Source organism: Flavobacterium sp. GW823-FHT04A11 (assembly GCF_058796535.1).
The window spans coordinates 4,738,734-4,760,998 of record NZ_CM179503.1 but is presented as its reverse complement, the minus strand read 5'-3'; the positions used below and the strand labels follow the sequence as shown (position 1 = coordinate 4,760,998).

At 34.2% G+C, this 22,265-nt stretch carries 14 protein-coding genes and 1 tRNA gene; 5 read left to right on the top strand and 10 right to left on the bottom strand.

Annotation, left to right across the window (positions count from 1 at the left end; genetic code table 11):
• The first annotated feature begins 651 nt into the window (after window positions 1-651).
• Window positions 652-1,749: a slipin family protein gene (locus tag AC3QL1_RS20330; protein ID WP_492493954.1), complete on the top strand. Its 1,098-nt coding sequence runs from the start codon at window positions 652-654 to the stop codon at window positions 1,747-1,749.
• A 62-nt stretch (window positions 1,750-1,811) separates the two neighbouring features.
• Here AC3QL1_RS20330 and AC3QL1_RS20325 read toward each other — a convergent pair whose 3' ends face one another.
• The 6 genes from AC3QL1_RS20325 to AC3QL1_RS20300 all read right to left on the bottom strand — a co-directional run bounded on the left by AC3QL1_RS20325 (window position 1,812) and on the right by AC3QL1_RS20300 (window position 13,550).
• The gene (locus AC3QL1_RS20325; protein ID WP_492493953.1) at window positions 1,812-3,590 is read right to left on the bottom strand and encodes an AMP-dependent synthetase/ligase; all 1,779 of its coding nucleotides are present in this window, start codon (window positions 3,588-3,590) and stop codon (window positions 1,812-1,814) included.
• Window positions 3,591-3,758: 168 nt separating this feature from the next.
• Complete coding sequence (locus tag AC3QL1_RS20320) at window positions 3,759-4,190, bottom strand: hypothetical protein (RefSeq protein WP_492493952.1); 432 nt, start codon at window positions 4,188-4,190, stop codon at window positions 3,759-3,761.
• An 832-nt stretch (window positions 4,191-5,022) separates the two neighbouring features.
• Window positions 5,023-8,676 (bottom strand): phosphoribosylformylglycinamidine synthase, encoded by a 3,654-nt coding sequence (gene purL / locus AC3QL1_RS20315; RefSeq protein ID WP_492493951.1) that lies wholly within the window; start codon window positions 8,674-8,676, stop codon window positions 5,023-5,025.
• A gap of 586 nt (window positions 8,677-9,262) precedes the next feature.
• The gene (locus AC3QL1_RS20310) at window positions 9,263-11,110 is read right to left on the bottom strand and encodes an endonuclease (RefSeq protein ID WP_492493950.1); all 1,848 of its coding nucleotides are present in this window, start codon (window positions 11,108-11,110) and stop codon (window positions 9,263-9,265) included.
• Window positions 11,111-11,440: 330 nt separating this feature from the next.
• Window positions 11,441-12,025: an XAC2610-related protein gene (locus AC3QL1_RS20305; RefSeq protein WP_492493949.1), complete on the bottom strand. Its 585-nt coding sequence runs from the start codon at window positions 12,023-12,025 to the stop codon at window positions 11,441-11,443.
• A gap of 10 nt (window positions 12,026-12,035) precedes the next feature.
• A complete protein-coding gene (locus AC3QL1_RS20300) occupies window positions 12,036-13,550 on the bottom strand; it encodes a hypothetical protein (RefSeq protein ID WP_492493948.1) in 1,515 nt (504 codons plus the stop codon).
• A 221-nt stretch (window positions 13,551-13,771) separates the two neighbouring features.
• Between AC3QL1_RS20300 and AC3QL1_RS20295 the strand changes: the two genes are divergently transcribed.
• The 4 genes from AC3QL1_RS20295 (at window position 13,772) to AC3QL1_RS20280 (ending at window position 16,260) form a co-directional block, all read left to right on the top strand.
• Window positions 13,772-14,200, top strand: a complete 429-nt coding sequence (locus tag AC3QL1_RS20295) for a PaaI family thioesterase (RefSeq protein WP_302097002.1) — start codon at window positions 13,772-13,774, stop codon at window positions 14,198-14,200.
• Window positions 14,201-14,202: 2 nt separating this feature from the next.
• On the top strand, window positions 14,203-15,285 hold the full coding sequence (locus AC3QL1_RS20290) for a chorismate-binding protein (RefSeq protein ID WP_492493947.1): 1,083 nt from the start codon (window positions 14,203-14,205) through the stop codon (window positions 15,283-15,285).
• 108 nt (window positions 15,286-15,393) lie between these two features.
• Complete coding sequence (gene bshB1, locus AC3QL1_RS20285; RefSeq protein ID WP_492493946.1) at window positions 15,394-16,110, top strand: bacillithiol biosynthesis deacetylase BshB1; 717 nt, start codon at window positions 15,394-15,396, stop codon at window positions 16,108-16,110.
• Between the two features lie 76 nt (window positions 16,111-16,186).
• Window positions 16,187-16,260, top strand: a tRNA-His gene (locus tag AC3QL1_RS20280).
• A 68-nt stretch (window positions 16,261-16,328) separates the two neighbouring features.
• Here the strand turns inward: AC3QL1_RS20280 and AC3QL1_RS20275 are convergent.
• From AC3QL1_RS20275 to AC3QL1_RS20260, 4 genes are all read right to left on the bottom strand, one after another.
• On the bottom strand, window positions 16,329-16,535 hold the full coding sequence (locus AC3QL1_RS20275) for a hypothetical protein (protein WP_492493945.1): 207 nt from the start codon (window positions 16,533-16,535) through the stop codon (window positions 16,329-16,331).
• Window positions 16,536-16,655: 120 nt separating this feature from the next.
• Complete coding sequence (gene ypfJ, locus AC3QL1_RS20270) at window positions 16,656-17,501, bottom strand: KPN_02809 family neutral zinc metallopeptidase (RefSeq protein WP_492493944.1); 846 nt, start codon at window positions 17,499-17,501, stop codon at window positions 16,656-16,658.
• 90 nt (window positions 17,502-17,591) lie between these two features.
• Complete coding sequence (locus AC3QL1_RS20265; protein WP_492493943.1) at window positions 17,592-21,275, bottom strand: response regulator; 3,684 nt, start codon at window positions 21,273-21,275, stop codon at window positions 17,592-17,594.
• A gap of 88 nt (window positions 21,276-21,363) precedes the next feature.
• Window positions 21,364-22,152, bottom strand: coding sequence for a DUF2189 domain-containing protein (locus AC3QL1_RS20260; protein ID WP_492493942.1), 789 nt, complete (start codon window positions 22,150-22,152; stop codon window positions 21,364-21,366).
• Window positions 22,153-22,265: the final 113 nt, after the last annotated feature.

Here is a 22,265-nt window from a genome sequence, read left to right as displayed (position 1 = left end):
GCGTATTATGTTTTTCTATGCAACTTGATTTGGAGGTTTTTGGTTGTTTTCCAAAAAACGACTTCCTCTATGGGTCATGGGTTCGATTCCCATTCGCAGCAATGCGATAGCTCAGTTCGGTTAGAGCAATAGAAATTTGCAGGTTCGAATCCTGCATCGATTTTAATCGATTGGATGAATGGTAAATCGCCAACAGACTATAAATCTGTTTGAACAGAGCGCATCACTCTTAAAAAGATGCCCATTGAAAAAACTGATTTGTCTTTGTCAGTGAAACCAGGATTTTAGAATCCAAAATTTCACACTCATGATAAAACCAGTGCAAACATAAATGTATTTTGAAACGCTCATTTTCTTTTCGGTTTGATTGTTTAAGTGATTTTTTTAGAATTTAGAATCGCTTTCACAAAACAGAATCGCAAAACAATTTGAGCAGACAAACTACAACTGTTCGTCCGTTTTTCTCAGAGGAGAGAGGCAAAGAGGTTTTTTTATTATAGATTTTAGATGCAAGAATATAGAAGCAAGAGTATAGACTGGAGAGTATAGACTGGAGAGAATTGACTTAGAGAAAAGATAAAAAACATAGTTTTTCAACGGCTTCATAACTTGAAACTTGAAACAAAGAAAACTAAAAAAACAAAAGAAAACATGATTAAGAGAATTAAAATCGAAGCGTACCAAGTAGGTTTGGTATTCGAAAACAGAAAATTAGTTAACGTATTAGAAGAAGGTTTACACTGGATTTTTGGAAACAAAAATGTAATGATTTACGATATGAATGCAGCATTTCAGGCGCCATATGAGTTGAATATTTTGTTGGAAAACGAAGTATTGGCTTCTATTCTGGAAGTTGTTGAGGTTGCCGATAATGAAATTGTTTTGCAGTTTGTAAACGGTAATTTTAAAGAAGTTTTAACTGCAGGAAGATATGCTTTTTGGAGAGGAGTTGTAAAAAATGAATTTGTAAAAGCAGATCTTTCTAAAATTGATATCACCGAAAAGATTTCGGTAAATCTATTGGAAAATGCAAGAATGAGACTTTTTACAAGAAAATTTATGGTGTCAAGCAACGACAAAGCTTTGTTGTTTGTAAACGGAACTTTTGTAAAAGAATTAAAAGCCGGAACTCATTATTTTTGGAACAATTCGATTACAATCGAAGTTAAAACGGTTGATGCCAGACAACAACAAGTAGAAATTTCAGGTCAGGAATTGTTGACCAAAGATAAAGCCGGATTGAGGATCAACTTTTTTGTAAGATACCAGGTTGTTGATATTATGAAAGCGGTGGTGGATAACAAAGACTTTGAAAAACAATTGTATGTTGCCATGCAACTGGCTTTAAGAGCTTTTGTAGGCGGATTGACTTTAGACGAATTGCTGGCTAAAAAAGACGCTATTGCCGAAGCTGTTTTGGCAGAAGTAACAACTAAGATCAACGAGTTAGGTTTAGTGATTTCTGATGCCGGAATTCGTGACGTGATCTTGCCTGGAGATATGAAAGAAATCATGAATCAGGTTTTGGTTGCCGAGAAAAAAGCGCAGGCCAACAGCATTATGAGAAGAGAAGAAACCGCTGCAACAAGAAGTTTGCTAAACACAGCAAAGCTGATGGAAGAAAACGAAATGTTGTGGAAATTGAAAGAAATGGAATACGTGGAGAAAATCGCTGACAAAATTGGAGAAATCACAATTTCAGGCGGTGGAAACGTCATTACACAATTGAAGGAAATCTTCGTGAAGTAATTAAAAAAAAACGGCTGTCAATTGACAGCCGTTTTCCGTTGGTTTGTATTATTTTGATTTATTTAATTTTGACCATATATTTTAGCGTAAAGATCTTTGTAAATTTCTTTAACGATCTTACGTTTCAATTTTAAAGTAGGAGTCAATTGTCCGCCATCGATAGACCAAACATCCGGAGTAAGTTCAAAACGTTTGATTTGTTCCCAGTGTCCAAATTTTTTGTTGATTTCCTCAATTTCAGTATCAATACGTTTAATGACTTCAGGATTTTCAGCAATTTCTTTGTTAGAACTTCCCAAAGTAATTTTATGAAGTTTTGCCCATTCTTTTACAAAATCAAAATTTGGCTGAATAAAAGCGGCCGGCATTTTTTCGCCCTCACCAATTACCATAATCTGCTCAATAAAACGAGATTGTTTCATGGCGTTTTCAATAAGCTGAGGTGCAATATATTTTCCGCCCGAAGTCTTGAACATTTCTTTCTTACGGTCGGTAATTTTAAGGAAACCTTCGCTGTCAATTTCACCAATATCTCCCGTGTGGAAATAACCGTCCTGTAAAGCTTCTGCAGTTTTTTCAGGATCTTTATAATAACCCAACATTACGTTTGGTCCTTTACAAAGAATTTCGCCATCCTGAGCAATTTTTACTTCAACATTGCGGATAACTTTTCCAACAGTTCCTATTTTGAAACCTTTATTTCTCTGATCGTTTACGGCAATTACCGGCGATGTTTCAGATAATCCGTAACCTTCCATAACCGGAATTTCTGCAGCAGCAAAAACCCTTGTTAAACGTGGCTGTAAAGCAGCACTTCCGGAAACCATTAAATCTAATTTTCCACCCAAACCTTCTTTCCATTTACTGAAAATAAGTTTGCGGGCAATTTTCAGCTGAAATTCATACCAGAAACCATTGGCTCCGTAAGGCTCATATTTCAATCCTAAATCGATAGCCCAGAAAAATAGTTTTTTCTTAATGCCGGTTAATTCGCCGCCTTTTGCATAAATTTTATCATACACTTTTTCAAGAAGCCTTGGTACCGCTGTAATTACAGTTGGCTGCACTTCTTTTAAGTTATCACTAATTTTATCAATAGATTCTCCAAAATAAACCGAAACACCATAATATTGATAGATGTACAAAATCATTCTTTCAAAAATATGGCAAATAGGCAAGAAGCTCAAAGCGGTACTTTTTCCTGCATCAAACGGAATTCTTGGTGCGCTGTCCAAAACATTCGAAACGATGTTTTTGTGAGACAGCATAACTCCTTTTGGTTTTCCGGTAGTTCCGGATGTGTAGATTATTGTCGCTAAATCATCTTCTTTGATAGCGTCTTTTTTAGCTTCAATTTCAGCCTGATTGCTTTCGTCCTGGCCTAAAGTCAATAATTCTGTCCAGTGTTTGCAGCCTGCGATTTCATCAAAAGAATAGACTTCTTTTAAAGTGGGTACATTCGCTTTTATAGCGTTTACTTTTTGCAATACTTCGCTATCCGAAACAAAACAGTAAATACTGCCGCTGTGGTTTAATATATATTCGTAATCTTCTTCGGCAATTGTTGGATAAATAGGAACGTTTTGCGCCCCGGTTTGCAGAATACCAATATCCATGATATTCCACTCTGTACGATTATTAGAAGTAATTAAAGCAATTTTGTCATCTTTCTGAACGCCCATACGCAGTAATGCTCTTGAAACGGCATTAGCTTTTGCAATATATTCCTGGCTGGATGTTTTTTCCCAAACTCCGTTTTTTTTCGTTGCCAAAGCAACCGGAAGATTGTAAGTTTCTTGTTGATAATAAGGAAAATCAAAAAGGCGTGTGATTGAAACCATGTTTAATATATTGAATTTTACTGCAAATTAAATAAAAATAAGGTACAATTTTTATTTTTATGAAATTTTATGGGAAAAATTATAGGTACTATTGAAAATCAACGAAAACGTTTTCTTTTTTGTAGTAAAATTTAGAAAAAAGCAAGAAATGTTTATTTTGATTCACTATTATTGCACGTTGTAATCTTCGTATTCCTTAACTCTTTCTCCCATCAGGAACATTCTTTTCTTGGCAAAATGGATGGAAAGCTGTGTGTAATTCCATTCTTCGCTATCGGTAACTCTGTACCAAAAAGTATACGAAGCGCTGTTAAAACCTTCTTTAAAGATCGGCACACCTTCTTCGGTACATTCAATTCCCCAGTTGATTTTGCTTTTGCTTAAATCATCATTCTGGATAACGCCCGATCCATCAGGGTTTAATACCGTACTTGGCGCCTTTTGACCTATTGGCAAATACGTTCCCTGAATAGGATAATTAAGCGTCGTAGTAATGTAACGCTCTTTATTTTTATAATTAATTATATCAATCTGATTTTGTGAATGTGATTGGGTTGCAATAAAAAATAAGGCAAAAAGAAACACTTTAAAAATTTTCATTGTATGTAGGTTTTAATGTTTTTGGGTTGCGTAAAAAAGTTTTGTGGCAGGAACTTTTTGGCGAATATAGTTCAAATTTCAATAGAAAAATAAATCGGAAATAAATATGGGAAACTTTTTTTAACTTTTTATTTTCTGAATAGTTTTATTGAATAACTATCTGATTTACTTATCATTTTTGCCAATTATGCAGATTATAAGTTCTCAAAGGCGGTTTTCCTGAGATGAAATAAAAAAAGGGTGTTTTTCCCCTTTAAGAAACAGGCAATTCCCTTATAGGTTTTTTAATTCATACCCTACTTTTACCAAATCAAAAATTGTAGGCGCAAAAGCAAATGAGCAGGATTAAAACTGCTTTTATATGGTAATGGATTTGTGTGGAACCAAATGCTCATATTAATATAAATTGCTTTAAAAAAAATCGCATGCAGATGCAGAACCCGGCCGAAGTTGCGGGAGATATATTGTTTAGCAATGCCATCGTGGAGAATCAATTTTTTGGGGAAATGCGATCGCTTCAGGGTTGTTTGCTTTAAGTGTGTCAAGTGCAAGAGTCACTTCGTAAAGGTTTAAAAAAAAAATGCCTCAGCTAATAGGGATAGTGCTGAGGCATTTTTGTTTTTTGTTTGCCGCGAATTTCACGAATTTTCACGAATTTATTATTTGTTGCTTTAAAAAATAGCCACAGATTAAAGGATTAAAATGATTTTAAAAGTTACTCATTTGCTTGCCGCCAGCAGACAATTAAAAAATTAATTCGTGAAGATTCGTGTAATTAGTGGCAAAAAAAACGCCCGATAAATTCGGGCGTTTTAATAATAAAATATATTTTTTAGTTTTTCTCAATCCATTTTCTGGCGTTGATAAAAGCTTCGTGCCAAGGCGTAAACTCGTCATTTCTGTCTTTTGGATAATGCGCCCAGTTCCATTGAAAAGTAGAACGCTCAATATGAGGCATTGTCACCAAATGTCTTCCTGTTTTGTCACACATCATGGCTACATCGTAATGAGAACCATTTGGATTTGCAGGATATCCTTCATAAGCATATTTAGACACAATGTTGTAGTTTTCTTCGCCCATTGGTAAATTGAATTTTCCTTCACCGTGAGAAACCCAAACTCCCAAAGTAGTTCCGGCCAAAGTCGATAACATAACCGAATTATTTTCCTGAACTTTTACAGAAGTAAAAATACTTTCGTGTTTCTGGCTGTCGTTATGAAGCATTTTTCCGTGAACTTCATGCTCCGGATTAATCACTTCCAATTCCATAAACAACTGGCATCCGTTACAGATTCCAACAGATAAAGTATCTTCTCTTTTGAAGAAATTATCCAAAGCTGTTTTTGCTTTTTCATTGTATAAGAAAGCGCCGGCCCAACCTTTTGCAGAACCTAAAACATCTGAGTTAGAGAATCCTCCAACAGCTCCGATAAACTGAATATCTTCAAGCGTTTCACGACCTGAAATTAAATCGGTCATGTGAACATCTTTTACGTCAAAACCGGCTAAGTACATCGCATTTGCCATTTCACGCTCAGAATTACTTCCTTTTTCACGAATAATTGCTGCTTTTGGCCTTGGTTTCGAAGCATCAATTACAGGTGCTTTTCCGGTAAAGTGAGCTGGGAAAGTATACTCTAAAACCTGATTTTTATAATTTTCAAAACGTGCTTTCGCAGTTCCGTTTTTAGATTGTTTTTGATCTAATAAATAAGAAGTTTCAAACCAAACATCTCTGTACTTCGCAATATCCAAATTGTAAATTCCAAATTCCAAACTTGGTTTGCTTTGTACTGAACCAATTTTGAAGAATTCGATATTATTAGCTTTTAATTTAGCTTCAACCGCTGCATCAGATTTTGCCTGAAATACAATTCCGATGTTTTCTGCAAAAAGAATTTTCAATAAATCTTTTTCCGCGAAAGCACTGAAATCAATTTTAGCACCCAAGTTTACATCTGCAAAACACAATTCTAAAAGAGTCGTAATTAAACCACCGCTTCCGATATCGTGACCGGCTAAAATTTGGTTTTCACCGATTAATTCCTGAATCGTATTAAAAGCATTTTTGAAGAAAGAAGCATCTTTTATAGTAGAAGTTTCGTTTCCGATTGTGTTTCTGATTTGTGCAAAAGACGAACCTCCTAATTTGAAATCATCCTGAGACAAATTGATATAATAAATAGAATCTCCGTTTTTCTGTAAAACCGGTTCTACTACTTTTCTAATATCTGTACAGTTTCCTCCAGCCGAAATAATTACCGTTCCCGGCGCGATTACTTCATCATTTGGATATTTTTGTTTCATCGAAAGTGAATCTTTTCCTGTCGGAATATTGATTCCCAATTCGATTGCAAATTCTGAACAACCTTCAACAGCAGCGTACAAACGAGCGTCTTCACCTTCGTTTTTACAAGCCCACATCCAGTTTGCAGAAAGTGAAATTCCTTTTAAACCATCTTTAATTGGCGCCCAGATAATGTTTGATAACGATTCGCCAATAGCATTTCTAGAACCCGCAACCGGATCAATCAACGCCGCAATAGGAGCGTGGCCAATAGAAGTTGCGATTCCTTCTTTACCTAAATAATCCAAAGCCATAACCCCAACATTATTCAATGGTAATTGTAACGGACCTGCATTTTGTTGTTTCGCAACTTTTCCGCCCACACAACGGTCCACTTTATTAGTTAACCAGTCTTTTGAAGCAACTGCTTCTAAGCGTAAAACATCTTGTAAATATTTTTCGAAATCTGCTTTGTCATAAGTTACAGCATCATATTTTCTATCGATCGTTTTATCGGTCATAACCGTTTTAGGAGAACTTCCAAAGAAATCTTCTAAAGCATAATCCATCGGTTTTGAACCATTTGATTTTGATTCGAATGTAAAACGGTGATCTCCCGTTACATCTCCAACCTGATACATTGGCGAACGCTCTCTGTCGGCAATTCTTTGTAAAGTATCAATATCTTTTTGACCAATAACCAATCCCATTCTTTCTTGAGATTCGTTACCAATAATTTCTTTTGCAGAAAGTGTTGGATCTCCAACAGGCAATTTATCCAAATCGATTAATCCACCCGTTTCTTCCACCAATTCAGAAAGACAGTTTAAGTGTCCTCCAGCACCGTGATCGTGAATAGAAACAATTGGGTTGTGATCGCTTTCTACCAAACCTCGAATGGCATTGGCAGCACGTTTTTGCATTTCAGGATTAGAACGCTGAATCGCATTTAACTCAATTCCTGAACCAAAAGCGCCAGTATCTGCTGATGAAACCGCAGCTCCACCCATCCCGATTCTATAATTTTCTCCACCTAAGATTACGATTTTATCGCCTTCTTGTGGTTTCTTTTTTATCGATTGATCTAATTTTCCGTAACCAATTCCACCCGCTTGCATGATTACTTTATCGTAACCAATTTTACGGTCGTTTTCTGAATGTTCAAAAGTTAAAACCGAACCTGTAATAAGCGGTTGCCCAAATTTATTTCCAAAATCAGAAGCTCCATTTGAAGCTTTGATCAAAATATCCATTGGTGTTTGGTACAGCCATTTTCTTTCTTCAACAGCATTTTCCCATTTTCTGTCATCATTCAAACGAGAATAAGAAGTCATGTAAACTGCAGTTCCTGCTAATGGCAACGAACCTTGTCCTCCCGCTAAACGGTCACGAATTTCTCCTCCAGATCCTGTTGCAGCGCCGTTAAAAGGCTCAACCGTTGTTGGGAAATTGTGTGTTTCTGCTTTTAATGAAATAACCGAATCAAATTCTTTTACTTCATAAAAATCAGGTTTGTCAGCTGTTTTTGGTGCAAACTGCTGCACTTTTGGTCCTTTTACAAAAGCAACGTTGTCTTTGTAAGCAGAAACTATATCGTTAGGATTTTCCTGTGATGTTTTTTTGATTAATTTGAAAAGAGACGTTTCTTTTTCTTCACCATCGATTACAAAAGTTCCGTTGAAAATCTTGTGACGACAGTGTTCTGAATTTGCTTGCGAGAAAGCAAAAATCTCAGAATCTGTTAACTTTCGTCCCAGTTTTACGGCAAGATTATCTAAATAATCAACTTCTTCCTGGCTTAAAGCCAAACCTTCAACTTTGTTATAAGTGGCAATATCATCGATTTCCAGAATTGGTTCCGGCTGAATGTTAATCGTGAAAATTTCCTGATCCAATTGATTGAATTTCTGAAAAAGCATTGGATCAAAATCATTGAAATCTTCCGTTGCAGGAAAAAATTCTTCAATTCTGATAATGCCCGGAATACCCATATTTTGGGTGATTTCTACAGCGTTTGTACTCCAAGGCGTGATCATTGTGGCGCGGGGACCAACAAAAAAATCCGACAGCGCGGATTTTTCGATCTTATTAGAGTTGGCAAAAAGCCAGTTTAGTTTTGAAATGTCTTGAGCTGAAATTTCGTTTTGCGTTTGTACGGCAAAAACAGTTTTGCTTTGGTTTTCAAAGAAATGGATCATTGTTTTGTGTAGTTTGTTGTATTGAGGTGCAAATTTAGTGTAAATAAATAGTAAGCGCAAATTTGGAAACCAACTCTTTTGAACTTTTTGCCACAAAGGCACGAAGGCGCAAATTTTTTTTTGTTTCACGCAGATTTGGAAGATTGAGCAGATTTATTTTTGATTGTTAAATCTGCGTAAATCTATATAATTAGTTTTTATCTGCCTTATCTGCAAAATCTGCGTGAAAAACTAAATTTTAATTCTGCACAGTAATGCGTGTTAATTGTATGCAATTTTTTTTGCAAATAATTGTTTTTAATCGAAAGTTTTATTGAATAGCGTCCAGCTTTAGCTGGATGAAAAAATATCAAATGAAAGGGCTTTAGCCAAACTAATATAGTTCGGCTAAAGCCTTTTAATTTTATTCTTAAATCTCCAGCTAAAGCTGGAGGCAATTCAAGAAATCTCTTAATCTTTGGCCTTGGCTAAAAAAGCTTTGCATTTAAAGTTAGTACTAAACTTAAATTATCTTATATAACTTATATGGTAAAACAAAAAAAGCGACAAAATTTGCCGCTTTTCAATAAAGTAAGATGTAATTTAATTAATTGATAATTATCTTTTTAACTATTGTTTTTGAATCTGTAATAATCTGAACAATATAAATTCCTTTTGCCAAATGACTTACGGCAATTGCAGGATCAGTAGTATTTTGTTTTTCGAAAACTTTTTGACCGGCAAATGAAATAATTTCGATTGAATATGTAGTTTCTAAATTATCAAAACCAACATAGAAGTTTCCATCAGAAGGGTTTGGATAAATGATGATTTCATCAGAATCTGCAATTTCTTCTTCGATTGGTCTTGCAATTTTGCTTGCGAGATTATTACAAGTATCCGTCGTGTACGAATCCCATTGAGAGCTTAAATTAAAAGTTGTTGATGGAGCCGTTACAGTCGATTTTCTTCTTAAAGTAACATCAACCGCAAAATTCGCAGTTCCGCCATTAAAAGTTCCGATGATGTCAATCAAAACACCATTCTTGAATAAACCTACAGCATCATTTCCGTTAAACATCAGCTCAGTTCCTGAAGTTGAAATATTGGCTGCGCTTGTAGAATAACAAGTTGAAGAAATGGAACTGTTTACAATTACAAACTTACTTCCCGTAGTTAAAGTTCCGCTCAGGGCTAAACCTGTGCTCCAGGAACCGGCACCATTGGTTTGTTTTTTAATTGTGTAAGCCGATAAACTCACAGAACTTCCGGTATTATTGGCAATTTCAAGCGCCTTATTATTTCCTGAGCCTTCAATATATTCAGAGAAAAGCAGGTCTGTTGCAGTTCCACCAGTTCCGCTGCTGTTTGTCGTCACGGCAATTGTGCTGCTTGATGCAGAAGTATTTCCGGCAGCATCTTTAGCTTTTACATAAATTGAATAACTGGTAGAAGCTGTTAAACCGGTAATCGTTGCAGATGTTCCCGAAACCGTTGTTTTTAAAACGCTATTCGCATAAACATCATAAGCGGTAACGGCAACATTATCTGTAGAAGCATTCCAGGCAACAGTAATCGAAGTGGAAGTTTTTGTTGTTGAAGCCAAACTTGTCGGCGCAGTTGGTGCCTGAGTATCTCCAGACGGCGCAGTGCCACCCCAAATTTGATTCACATATTCCGGATGATCGATATAGGGATTTCTATTGTTTTGACGTCCATAAACGGCATTGTTTCTGGCGATTTCTCTCGCACTTACAGGATCTTGCGCATGCCATGCTAAAAGAACATTTAAAAAAGCTGTTGTAAAAACTTTGTTGCTGGAACCGTCAAACATAGCGTATGAATATCCAGCAACCGTATTTTCATAGCGCGTTGCAAAATAAAAATACATTCTGGCAATATCACCTTTAAAAGCATTTACGGGCTCAAAAACAGTTCCTGAATATCCGGATACAGAACTTGATCCCAATTTGCTGCCGTTTTGAGAAGTATAAGTTGTAGAACTTACCGTTCCGTGTGGATAATTAGAACGCATTCCGTTTACTTTTCCGTCTGTTGGTGTAATAAAATGAGCATCGGCAACCATTGGCGACTGCTCATTAAATACTGATTGCGGAATGATGTGCTCTCTGTTGTAGCAATCGCCTTCTACAGAGTAATTTCCACAACGTTGTGTCGTTCCGGTTGTATAATTATAAGGATCTGTTCCCGATGGATTTTCAGAATACATGTCAAGAACAGTTCCGTCGTTTTCGTAGAAATTATCAACATCCGAAGTTTGATACGTCGTATACAAACCTGCATACCCATTATCTGTATGACCTTTGATGATGTTGTATAATTGTGTTTTTAAAGTATAACCTGTTCCGGTTGCGGTGTTGTAATAACCACTTGGAATCTGGCCAAAACTGACCGCAAAACATAGCAATAATAAGAATGAGTAGCTTTTTTTCATAAAATAATAGTTTAAGGTTTGGTTGAAATTGTTTAAAATCAAGTCTTCAATAAATTGATTATTAGAAACTTAATTTATAATTGTACCAAATCTACTACTTTTATGAATACGTTGCGTTAAGTGATGTTTAAATTTAGATATATTTTCTTACGGGTTGATTTTTGAACCATATAAGTGATGTAAGTTCATTTAAAATAATCTCGCAAAGTCGCTAAGACGCAAAGTTTTTCTCCAATCTTGTCATTTCGACGAAGGAGAAATCTTCGCGAGAAGCTCGATAAAGATTGGGTCTATTTTTTTTGAAAATAAAAAAATGCCAAGTTGAGGATTTTATTTTATTGTGGTTATCCTTTGAATAGCTTTTCTGTATTCTTTTTCAGATTTGGCACTTCCATCGTCAATTATTTCAATGTTATAATCAACTACTTTGTTATTTTTTATTTTATAAAATGCAGCCCAGTTTTTCCCCGAAACTACATGGCTTTCAATAATCTTATATTTTAAATTGTAACTTGGATTTTTTATTTCTTCAAAACCAATTACTCTTTTAAAATTATTTGCTTTAGAGTTGTATAAATATAAATTATAAGTCCAATTACTTCTTACATCAGAAATATTTTGAATCAAAACATCTTTTATTCCGTCATTATTAAAATCTTTAAACTCAATTTGTTGAACGAGGCTAAAAATAGAATCTTTGATTAAGACAGAATTTTTATTATTAAGCTTTTGATTAATGATTAAAATTGAATTTTTCTCACCATCGTAACCTTCTTTTTCAGTTTCGAAGTTTATAAGTTTTATTGTAATTCCTTTGTTTTTATATATAGAATCACATTTAATCATTTTTGTATTCTGAGCAAATACATTAATAAAAAATAAATGACAAATGATTAATGCAAATGTTACTTTCATCGATCTTAGATTATTTCGGAAAATCTTTACTCTGATAAGCACCCAAATCCGGTGGAGAAGTTCTCGTAACTCCAATAATATCTAACGGAATTATATATATCGGATTTCCTTTCGCGAAAGCGGCAGAAGTATTGTCAATGTTGAATTTATTCTCATTAACATTATAAAACTTAGGATTTTCATTTAGAATAATGTTATTATAATGCTCGGTATCTGTTTTAAACTGATAATCCGGATTTGATGATGAACTGCTGAATTTTAGTAAACAATTGTTTAATTGATATACAAAAGCTGCAGCTGTATTTTTGCTCAAATTGAATTCGTTGGTATTCGAACCATAAATAATACAGTTGTTGAAAGTTGCCTGAGTTAACGGATTCGTTTCCGGAGTTTTACCTGCCAGAGAATTACTTAAGTTAACCGCAAAGTGCGAACTGCTTTGCCAATTGTTGTAAAAAGTACAATGCGTAAAACTGTAATTTCCACCATAAACACAAGACAAACTCGACAAACCTGAATAATTAATGACGATGTTTTCACCATTAATGCGGGCATTTTGAGCCAGAATTCCATATTCGGCACAATTGTAAATTTGTGTGTTCTTGATTTGAAAAGTGGTCGCGTCTTCATTTTTGATATCTAAACCAATCGTTGCATTTTTTAAAGTTAAATGATTGATAGAATGATTCGTGCTTCCTTTTGCTAAAATAACCGAATTCCATTGTCCGGGAACATCAGCATATTCAGGTTCTAAACGATCGCCTTCAAAAATAACTTCGTTTTCTAAATTTTTGGTTGTAGATACATTTCCGTTAATTTGAAGTGAAGCATCATTGTCTACAAAAAGCCCTGAATTGGCATGAAAATGAACTCTCGATCCGGCTTCAAAAGTGACGGTTTTATTTTGTGGAACTCCTGCAAAACCATAAATAACATATGGTTTCTGATTGTTGAAAACCAACTCATTTCCGTTTACGGCATTATTTTCATCCAGATAAAAACCATCAACTGATTTTCCGTCAATTTCAATTTTTTCTTTAGTTCCGTCAGCATTTTGTTTTGGATACAGAAAAACAGCATCCTGAATTAAAGTAACCAGCGCCACTTCCTGAAGATTGGCACCGCTGTCAAACTGAATTTCATCGGTATATAAAAAATCGGTTGGATTTGCATCTGTAATATCAGCCGTAGTTTCTATAAAAATATACAAACTGTCTTTGGCTAAAAGCGTAACATTATTGAAAATTTTTCCGTTGTTTCCGTTCATTCCATCCACCGTCATTCGGTATTTAGAATTCAATCCTTTTTTTAACTGAATTGTCGGAATCGAAATATCGTCTTTACTTTTATTGTAAACTTTGAGTTGATACGTGCTTGAACCAATGTTTTTAAAAACAGTATCCAGATAAACGGTGTCTTTTGAAAACTTTAAATCTCCGGAACTGGCAACGGTATCAAAATCAGTTCGGCAGGAACTAAAAGCCAGAATTATTCCGAAAATGAAAAGTACAAAGTATTGACGCATTTGAATGAGGTTATTTTTTGGCCACAGATTTCACAGATTTAAATGATTTTTCCATTCTTTTTGAATGAATTTTAATCTGTGAAATCTGTGGCAAATATTTTATCGTTTGGTAAAAATAACAAAAAACTTACATGTTTGAAGATGATTTGAAATAATAGAATTGTATTTTCTAATTTGTATCTCATCTTTTCTTTAATTTTACGATTCTAAAGTCCATTTTAATGAATTACACAAAAGAACAAATCTTAGAGCGCTGCAATCAGTTTACTAAAAACACTTTGATGGAAACGCTAAAAATCGAATATATTGATGCCGGCGAAGATTTTTTAGTAGCTAAAATGCCTGTAAATCCAAGCGTTCATCAACCAATGGGACTTTTGCACGGAGGCGCTTCGGTTGCTTTGGCCGAAAGTGTGGGAAGTGCCGCCTCTTTCTTTTTTATCAACCCAAAAGAACAAGAAGTACGCGGAATAGAAATCTCTGCAAATCACCTGAAAAGCATTCGCGAGGGCTGGGTTTTTGGTACAGCGCGCATCATTCACAAAGGCAGAAGTCTTCATTTATGGGAAATTAAAATTACCGATGAAGCCGGAAATTTGATTTCGCTTTGCAAACTGACGAATATGGTTTTAGATAAAAAAGCGAACTAATTATGAACGATTTTTTTTCTACCATACGAAAACATCAGGAACAGAAATTGCCTTTTGTCATTTATTCTAAACCTAATTCGTCGAGTATTTTTGCGTTTTTACAGCAAGATGATACTTTATATACGGTTACGGATTACAGCGAAAAAGGATTTGTTTTTGCCTCTTTTGATGAAAAACAGCTGATTTTAATTCCGGAGAAACAATCTAAAATTATAAGTACAGAGCAAAAGGAAATTAAATTTGATTTTAATGAAGTTGATGATGTAAATATCGAAAGCGAAGCTAAAACGCAATACGAAGATTTAGTCGCAAAAGGAATTGACGCCATTAAAAATGAGGAATTTAAAAAAGTCGTTTTATCCAGAAGCGAAAAAGTAGATTTAACTGATTTTGATTTTGTAATCACTTTTCAGCGTTTGATTCATTTGTATCCAACCACTTTTTCATACTGTTTCTTTCATCCCGAAATTGGACTTTGGATGGGAGCAACACCGGAACAATTGCTAAAAGCAAACGGAAATGTTTTTGAAACGACAGCTTTGGCCGGAACTCAAAAAGCAAATTTGGAAGAAGAAATTCTGTGGCAGCAAAAAGAAAAAGACGAACAGCAATATGTTACAGATTTTATTGTAAAAAGATTGCGTGAAGTTGCCAATTCTGTTGTAGTTACAGAACCGTACAGTATAAAAGCGGGATCAATCTGGCATATTAAAACCGATATTTCGGGAGTTTTAAATGATAATTCAACTCTGGAAGAAGTTATAGATACTTTGCATCCAACTCCTGCAGTTTGTGGTTTGCCAAAGAAAAAAGCAAAAGCATTTATTATTGAAAACGAAAATTACGAACGAACATTTTACACCGGTTTCCTGGGCGAACTCAACAGCAGTTTTGCGCATAAAACCGCAAGTTCTGATTTATTCGTAAATTTGCGAAGTATGCAGATTGTAGAAAAAAGCGCCATTTTGTACATGGGATGCGGCATTACCAAAGAAAGTATTCCGGAAAAAGAATGGGAGGAAAGCGTCAATAAATCCATGACGATGAAAAGGGTTTTGAATATAAAAAAGAGCAGTAGCTGTTAGGAAGTATTCAGTCTCAGTTTTCAGTCTCAGTCGCAATGTATAATGAATACTGAGACTGCAATCTGAACTTGAAACTTGAAACAAAAAAACTTGAAACAAAAAAAGCAGATGAAATTAGATATATTAGCCTTTGGTGCGCATCCGGACGATGTAGAATTGGGTTGTGCGGGAACAATTTTAAAAGAAGTATCACTTGGAAAGAAAGTTGGAATCGTTGATTTAACGCGTGGAGAATTAGGCACACGCGGAACAGCAGAAACCAGAGACGAAGAAGCAAAAGCGGCAGCAAAAATATTAGGCGTTTCAGTACGCGAAAATTTAGAAATGCGTGACGGATTTTTTGTTAATGACGAAAAACATCAGTTAGAAGTCATTAAAATGATTCGTAAATACCAACCCGAAATCGTTTTGTGCAATGCAGTCGACGATCGCCATATTGATCACGGAAAAGGAAGTAAATTAGTTTCTGACGCTTGCTTTTTATCCGGATTAATGAAAATAGAAACTTCGATTGATGGAGAAGTGCAAAAACCCTGGAGACCAAAAGTGGTGTATCATTATATTCAGTGGAAAAACTTAGAACCGGATTTTGTTGTTGATATTACAGGTTTTGAAGAAAAGAAAGTAGAAGCGGTTATGGCATATAAAACCCAGTTTTATGATCCAAATTCAAAAGAACCTGCAACGCCTATTACGAGTAAAAACTTCATGGAAAGCCTAAATTACCGTGCGCAGGACTTAGGAAGGCTCGTTAACAGAGATTTTGCCGAAGGTTTTACTGTCGAAAGATGTTTGGCAGTCAATAGCTTAGAAGATTTGATATAAAAAGTTCAATATTTTTTCAATTTTTTATTTGCGGAAGTAAACATTAGTTGTATATTTGCAACCGCTAAGCAAAATGGTGGTTGTAGCTCAGCTGGTTAGAGTAGCGGTTTGTGGTGCCGCGGGTCGCCGGTTCGAACCCGGTCAGCCACCCAGAAATTTAAAGCCTTGAAGAAATTCAAGGCTTTTTTTGTACCCAAAAAATAGAAATTCCAATTTTTTTAAATTCCAAATTCCAAATCCTGATTGCCATTATAAGGAATCATATTTTCATTATAGCCCGTGGTTTCAACCACGGGGACACACGGATTATGAATTTTGAAATGTCGTGAGAATATATTGTAGAAATATATTGAAGAAATATATTGAAGAAATGTATTGAAGAAATGCATTGTGAAAATGTATTGCGTTCCAATGGTTAAAACCATTGGCTATGTTTAAATGAACTTATATCACTTATATGGTTCAAAAAAAAACGCAAAAAAACACAAAAAAAGCATGACGTTTAAATCATGCTTTAGTGGGTTTATTATATTTGGTTTGTTGTATTATCGAATTTCTTCAAAAGTAGTTCCTTGTTTAATGTCACCGGTTTTAAAACCTTTTTTAAACCAGTACATTCTTTGTTCTGATGTTCCGTGGGTAAATGAATCTGGAACAACCTGACCGCTCATTTTACTTTGAATTGCGTCGTCACCAACAGCATTTGCAGCACTTAAAGCTTCTTCTATATCTCCAGCTTCCAAATATTGCTGATTATCGTGAGCCCAAACTCCTGCATAAAAATCAGCCTGTAATTCTAAAGCAACCGAAAGTTTATTGGCTTCAGCCTCACTTTTTCCTTCTTGTTCCTCACGCATTTTTGCAGAGGTTCCTAGTAAAGTTTGTACGTGATGTCCAATTTCATGCGCAATAACGTATGCAATAGCAAAATCACCACCTTTGGCCCCAAATTTTGTTTTAAGTTCTTCAAAAAAATCTAGATCCATGTATACTATTTGATCTCCGGGGCAATAAAATGGTCCGGATGCAGAAGATGCTCCGCCACAAGCTGTTTGAACAGAACCTTTAAAAAGCACTAATTTTGGTTTCTTATAAGTCATTCCATTTTCTGTAAAAATTTTATCCCAGGTATCTTCTGTTTTAGCTACCACAGTTTTTACAAAATGTCCCATCTCTTCCTCTTCCTTACTTAAAGGCGCAGCAGCTTCAGTTTGTTGTCCGCCTTGCATTTGCTCTAATGCATTTCCTACCGTTTGACCAGTTTCACCACCAAAAACATTTAATAACAAAATAATTATACCTATAACTCCGCCCCCAGCGGCTATTTTTCCGCCAGAAACACCTCTTCTGTCTTCAACATTATCACTTTCTCTTGAGCCTATCCATTTCATAGTATATTATATTAAAAGTTATTATAAATTTTGTTGTACGAATTTATATATTTTTTTGTAAAATATGTTGTATTAATATCATTAACTTTATTATTTTATCCATTTGGATAAAGCTTCTTCAACAGTTCCGCGAATGATAGGTTTTGAGATATAATCGTTCATTCCGGCCGAAATACATTTGTTTCTTTCCTCTTTTTCTGCGCCGGCCGTAACCGCAATAATCGGAATATTTTTACCTCTCAATGTATTTCTAATTGCTTTTGTAGCTTCGTAACCATTCATAATTGGCATTTGAATATCCATAAAAACCAAATCCGGATTGATGTTTTCAATTTGATTCACAGCTTCATAACCATTTTCACATTCAAAAATGATAGTATTTAAATTAAGGTTTTTTACAATGGTTTTTAAAAGAAGCATGTTTACCTTATTATCTTCTACAATCAGAATATTCAATTTTTTCTGATTAGAATAATAACTTAAGGCATATTCAGGATTGCTGTTTTTTAGAATCTCCTTATATTTTTCATTGATACTTTTATGGCTGATATTCAAATTCAGATCAAAATAAAAAGTACTTCCTTCATTAATTTTACTGTCAAGCTGCAAACGGCTTTCCATCAAGGCAAGTAACTGATTTGAAATAGTAAGACCTAAACCTGTTCCGCCAAATTTTCGCGTTGTAGAACTATCTTCCTGAGAAAAAGCTTTAAAAATTTTCTTCTGATTTTGTTCCAATATTCCAATTCCGGTATCGACTACAGCAAAGCGCAGGATATAATTTTCTTCTGATTTTTCTTCAATTACAGAAACATTCAGTTTTATAGAACCTTCATTTGTGAATTTTATGGCGTTTGATAAAAGGTTAATCAAAATCTGTTTCAGTCGCACAATATCTGTCCAGATATATTTTGGAACATTTGGATCAACATTTAATTCAAGATCCAGATTTTTTTGGTTGGATTCAAAAATAATCAAATCGAATATCTGTCCTAATATTTTCTGAATGTCATACAAATCAATAAAAAGCTCCAGTTTTCCGGCCTCAATTTTAGAAAAGTCCAGAATATCATTAATAATCTCAAGTAAAGAATGTGCCGATTGATTTATGGTTGTCATGTATTTTTCCTGAATTTCTTCAAGATTTGTTTTCATGAGCAAATGTGTGAAACCAATAATTCCGTTTAACGGAGTTCGGATTTCATGCGACATATTGGCCAGGAAATCCGATTTAGATTTATTGGCGGCTTCTGCTAATTCTTTGGCTTTTATCGCGTCTTCACTTTCCTTAATCTTCGCCTGATTCCTATTTCGGTCTAACGCCGATGAAATATTATTAGCCAGTGTCTGAAAAATATAAATTTCATCATCAGACCATTTTCTTTCCCGTGTACAATCATCAAAACCAATAAATCCTGAAAAAACATTATTGGCATACAACGGCAAAATCAAAATTGATTTAATTTCATTTGTTACCAGTAAATTTTTAAAGTAAGTATCTTCCAAATTTCTGGTTAAGGTGCTTAAAACTTTTTTATTTTGTGAATGCCAAATGATTTCTTTTAAATTTTCTTCTGTAAAGTTTTGTAATTTAGTTATTTGACGTTCAATTCCTTCTCGTGTCCATTTGTATTTCTGGCTGATTGTATTGGTTTCAAAATCTTTTTCATAATAAAAAATGTGGTCTACTTTTGAGGCTTTTCCAATAATTTCATAGGTTTCCTGAAACATTTTCTGCGGACTTTTGCTCAATAGAAACTTCTCGGTACAAAGTGCCAATGCTGATAAGAGTTCACTTTTCAGCTGTAGTTTTTTCTCGGCTTTAAGCCTCATCTGAGATGAAATGGCCAAAGAAATCACATCTGAAATTGTTCTGGCATAATTTATATCCTCATTGTCCCATTCTCTTTTTTCTTCGGTACTTTCAAAACAGGCAACTCCGGCCAATTGTCCATTTAAAAAAATAGGAACATCCAGCATCGATTTTATTTTATTTTTGATGAAATAAATTTGCTGAAATTCTGAGGTTTCCAGTTTGTTGAATACATCAGAAGCATTTATGATGGCTTTGCTTTTTAAGGTTTCAAAATAAATAGGATAAGATTCTTTATCCAGAATATTTTTGTCGTTTAAACTTTGATTGTCACGGCTAAATAAGTTTCGGCACGTAATTGTATCATTAGAATATTTCCAGAAACTAACCCGGTTTGTTTTAGAAACCGTTGACGCTTCCTGAATTATATAATCGATTACGGTTTGCAGATCGCTGTAACCTCTAAAATCTGTTGTCGATAATTTTTTGGTTGAATTATTGTATGATTCGATTTTTTCGAGACGTCTTTTTTTCTCGTTTTCGATATTTTTTATCTCCGTAATATCCCTTGCAATTCCGGCGTAGCCATTTATTTCTCCCAAATCATTTTTGCGGATAATTACCTTTTGCGAAATCCATAATTCTTCGCCGTTTTTCTTGATAACCGGAATCTCGACAGTTGGATAATTCAATTCATTTCGCTCTAAATTTTCATAAAAATCAACAGCACTTTTGATGTAATCTTCATGGATAAAATTAGAATAATGATGCGAAATCACTTCGTCTTCAGAATAACCCAAAATCGAATATCCAAACTCATTTATAAAAGTAAAATAGCCTTCAACATTAATTTCAAAAATAATATCTGTTGCCGTCTGAATTAGGTTTTTATATTGATCCTGAACAATAATTTGTTCTGTAACATCCTGACCAATACTAATTATCAAGTCGTTCGAGAATTTTTTATCTTTCCATTGAATGTATTTGAATTCGCCGTTTTTACTTTTTAATTTCCGAATATATAATTTATTGTCTATATAGGTTTTATGATAATTTTCTCTGATAAATTCCGGATCTTCGGTAAGTTTCCAAAATTCCATTGCCATAACTTCATCCGGAGAATATCCTAAAATTGTGGTTATGGTTTCGCTGCTAAAAAGTACTTCGCCTTTTTTATTTGTGGCAATTGTTAATGAATTTCCTTTGTGAACAATTTCGTTTGTAAACCTGAAATTATCGCGATTGTTCAATAAAACCGCATAATTTACATGATTAATGATGAAGATAATAATACAGAAATTGATCAGTAAAATGGATGATTTTATTGGAATCAAATGAAAAATTACGGCGATAAATAAATAGGCAAATACGGCTCCAACAAAAGACCAGTAGAGTTTTATGGGTTTTAATACGCTGTAAGAGAAGAAAAAGGAGAGTAAAAAAGTAATAATTGGAATAACATCATTTGGGAGAACTATGATGTTGCGGGCAACATAAGAGATATAGATAAAGAAGAAAAAAATGAAAATTTTCTGAGTTCTGTCCCGTAAAAATTTAATTTTATCAGTAATCAAATAAAGCAATAAAACCGAAATACCAATAATTACATTAAAGAATAATAAACTCCTTGGCCGGATTTTGAAAATTTCGTTGATGATTTCAATAACTATAATTGCAATACCAAAGAACAAAGCGTACAATTGATACTCCCGGTGTGCGGTTTCGCTTTCGAGTTTTTTTTCAATGAAATAGCCAATTTTAGTTTTAATTCTGAAAAATTGATAAATCAATAAACTTAAAAAACCAAAGAGAGATAATCCTAAAATAATGAGTTTAGGATTGTTGTAGAAAATAATATCAGATTTAAAAACGAACCAATTTGTTACAATCGATTTCAAGGCATCACCAAAACTGGCGATTCCTGAAATCGATGGGTTTAAAAAACTATAGTTCACTACCATAGTATTCGGGGTCTGTTTGGTTTAGTAATAGCATTTTAGAGTTTTCTGAAAGAGTAGGTTAATCTCTTTTTTGATCAGAAACTTCAATTTATTCTGAATCAGATCCGATAGAATCGATTGAATTGTCGTTTTCAATGTTTAATATAGCACTGTATATAGCGTATTTTATAGAGTATGTGATTGGAATTGTAAATACGATACCAATACAACATCCTATAAAACCAATAGCCGAACCAACGCCGCCTACAAAAAGCAAAAGGATAATTACAAATGGCTGTTTGCTCACTAAAATAATACTTGATTTTATAGCATCTACTGCGTTTAAATTTCCAAAAATAATCAGAGGTATTGTTAATGAGGTAAATACAGTTATGGCAAGTGCGATAATAGTGTCGACAAAAATAATTCCTGCCATATTAAAAGCAACTGAAATTAAGCCGCTTGTAAGCGATATTAATAATGCAGCAATAAAAAGCTGTGCAAAATAACGTGAAGTATAATAACTAAAAATAGTGGAAACATTAAATTCTTCATCTCTGTCAGCACAATATGCCATTTTTAAAAAGCCAGCGGTAAACGGACTAAATATAGCGGCAATAAATGCAAGTGATAAGCTATATATTGCTAATACATAAGTTGTAGTTTGCTCGTTTTGCAGATTTTTTAAGAATTCTTCGTTGAAGTATTGTACACCGTATATCGCTGCAAAAAGTCCTCCGCCTAAAAAAACAGCCAAAATTGAAAATACCAAAAGTATTAATCCGGCATAAAGCGCAATTTTTTTATAGTTTTCAAAAGCATGGTTAAAAACATTAGAAAAGTCCAGAGAATAGCCATTATTTTTAATGTCCTCAATTTGATCAAGTGTAGATTTCATTTTTTTAAAAGTAGAATTGTTTTATATCTGTGGTATTTAATTATTGAGACGTAAATATAATATTTTTAATCAGATCCTTATAAAAATCTAAAAAACATTACGAAATTCTTGTA

Coding starts and splice junctions, on each gene's coding strand:
- AC3QL1_RS20275 (WP_492493945.1), bottom strand. CDS start 16,535: ATGGTTTTAACCATTGGAACGCAATACATTTTCACAATGCATTTCTTC.
- AC3QL1_RS20265 (WP_492493943.1), bottom strand. CDS start 21,275: ATGGTAGTGAACTATAGTTTTTTAAACCCATCGATTTCAGGAATCGCC.
- AC3QL1_RS20330 (WP_492493954.1), top strand. CDS start 652: ATGATTAAGAGAATTAAAATCGAAGCGTACCAAGTAGGTTTGGTATTC.
- bshB1 (WP_492493946.1), top strand. CDS start 15,394: ATGAAATTAGATATATTAGCCTTTGGTGCGCATCCGGACGATGTAGAA.
- AC3QL1_RS20260 (WP_492493942.1), bottom strand. CDS start 22,152: ATGAAATCTACACTTGATCAAATTGAGGACATTAAAAATAATGGCTAT.
- AC3QL1_RS20305 (WP_492493949.1), bottom strand. CDS start 12,025: ATGAAAGTAACATTTGCATTAATCATTTGTCATTTATTTTTTATTAAT.
- AC3QL1_RS20320 (WP_492493952.1), bottom strand. CDS start 4,190: ATGAAAATTTTTAAAGTGTTTCTTTTTGCCTTATTTTTTATTGCAACC.
- AC3QL1_RS20310 (WP_492493950.1), bottom strand. CDS start 11,110: ATGAAAAAAAGCTACTCATTCTTATTATTGCTATGTTTTGCGGTCAGT.
- purL (WP_492493951.1), bottom strand. CDS start 8,676: ATGATCCATTTCTTTGAAAACCAAAGCAAAACTGTTTTTGCCGTACAA.
- AC3QL1_RS20295 (WP_302097002.1), top strand. CDS start 13,772: ATGAATTACACAAAAGAACAAATCTTAGAGCGCTGCAATCAGTTTACT.
- AC3QL1_RS20290 (WP_492493947.1), top strand. CDS start 14,203: ATGAACGATTTTTTTTCTACCATACGAAAACATCAGGAACAGAAATTG.
- AC3QL1_RS20325 (WP_492493953.1), bottom strand. CDS start 3,590: ATGGTTTCAATCACACGCCTTTTTGATTTTCCTTATTATCAACAAGAA.
- ypfJ (WP_492493944.1), bottom strand. CDS start 17,501: ATGAAATGGATAGGCTCAAGAGAAAGTGATAATGTTGAAGACAGAAGA.
- AC3QL1_RS20300 (WP_492493948.1), bottom strand. CDS start 13,550: ATGCGTCAATACTTTGTACTTTTCATTTTCGGAATAATTCTGGCTTTT.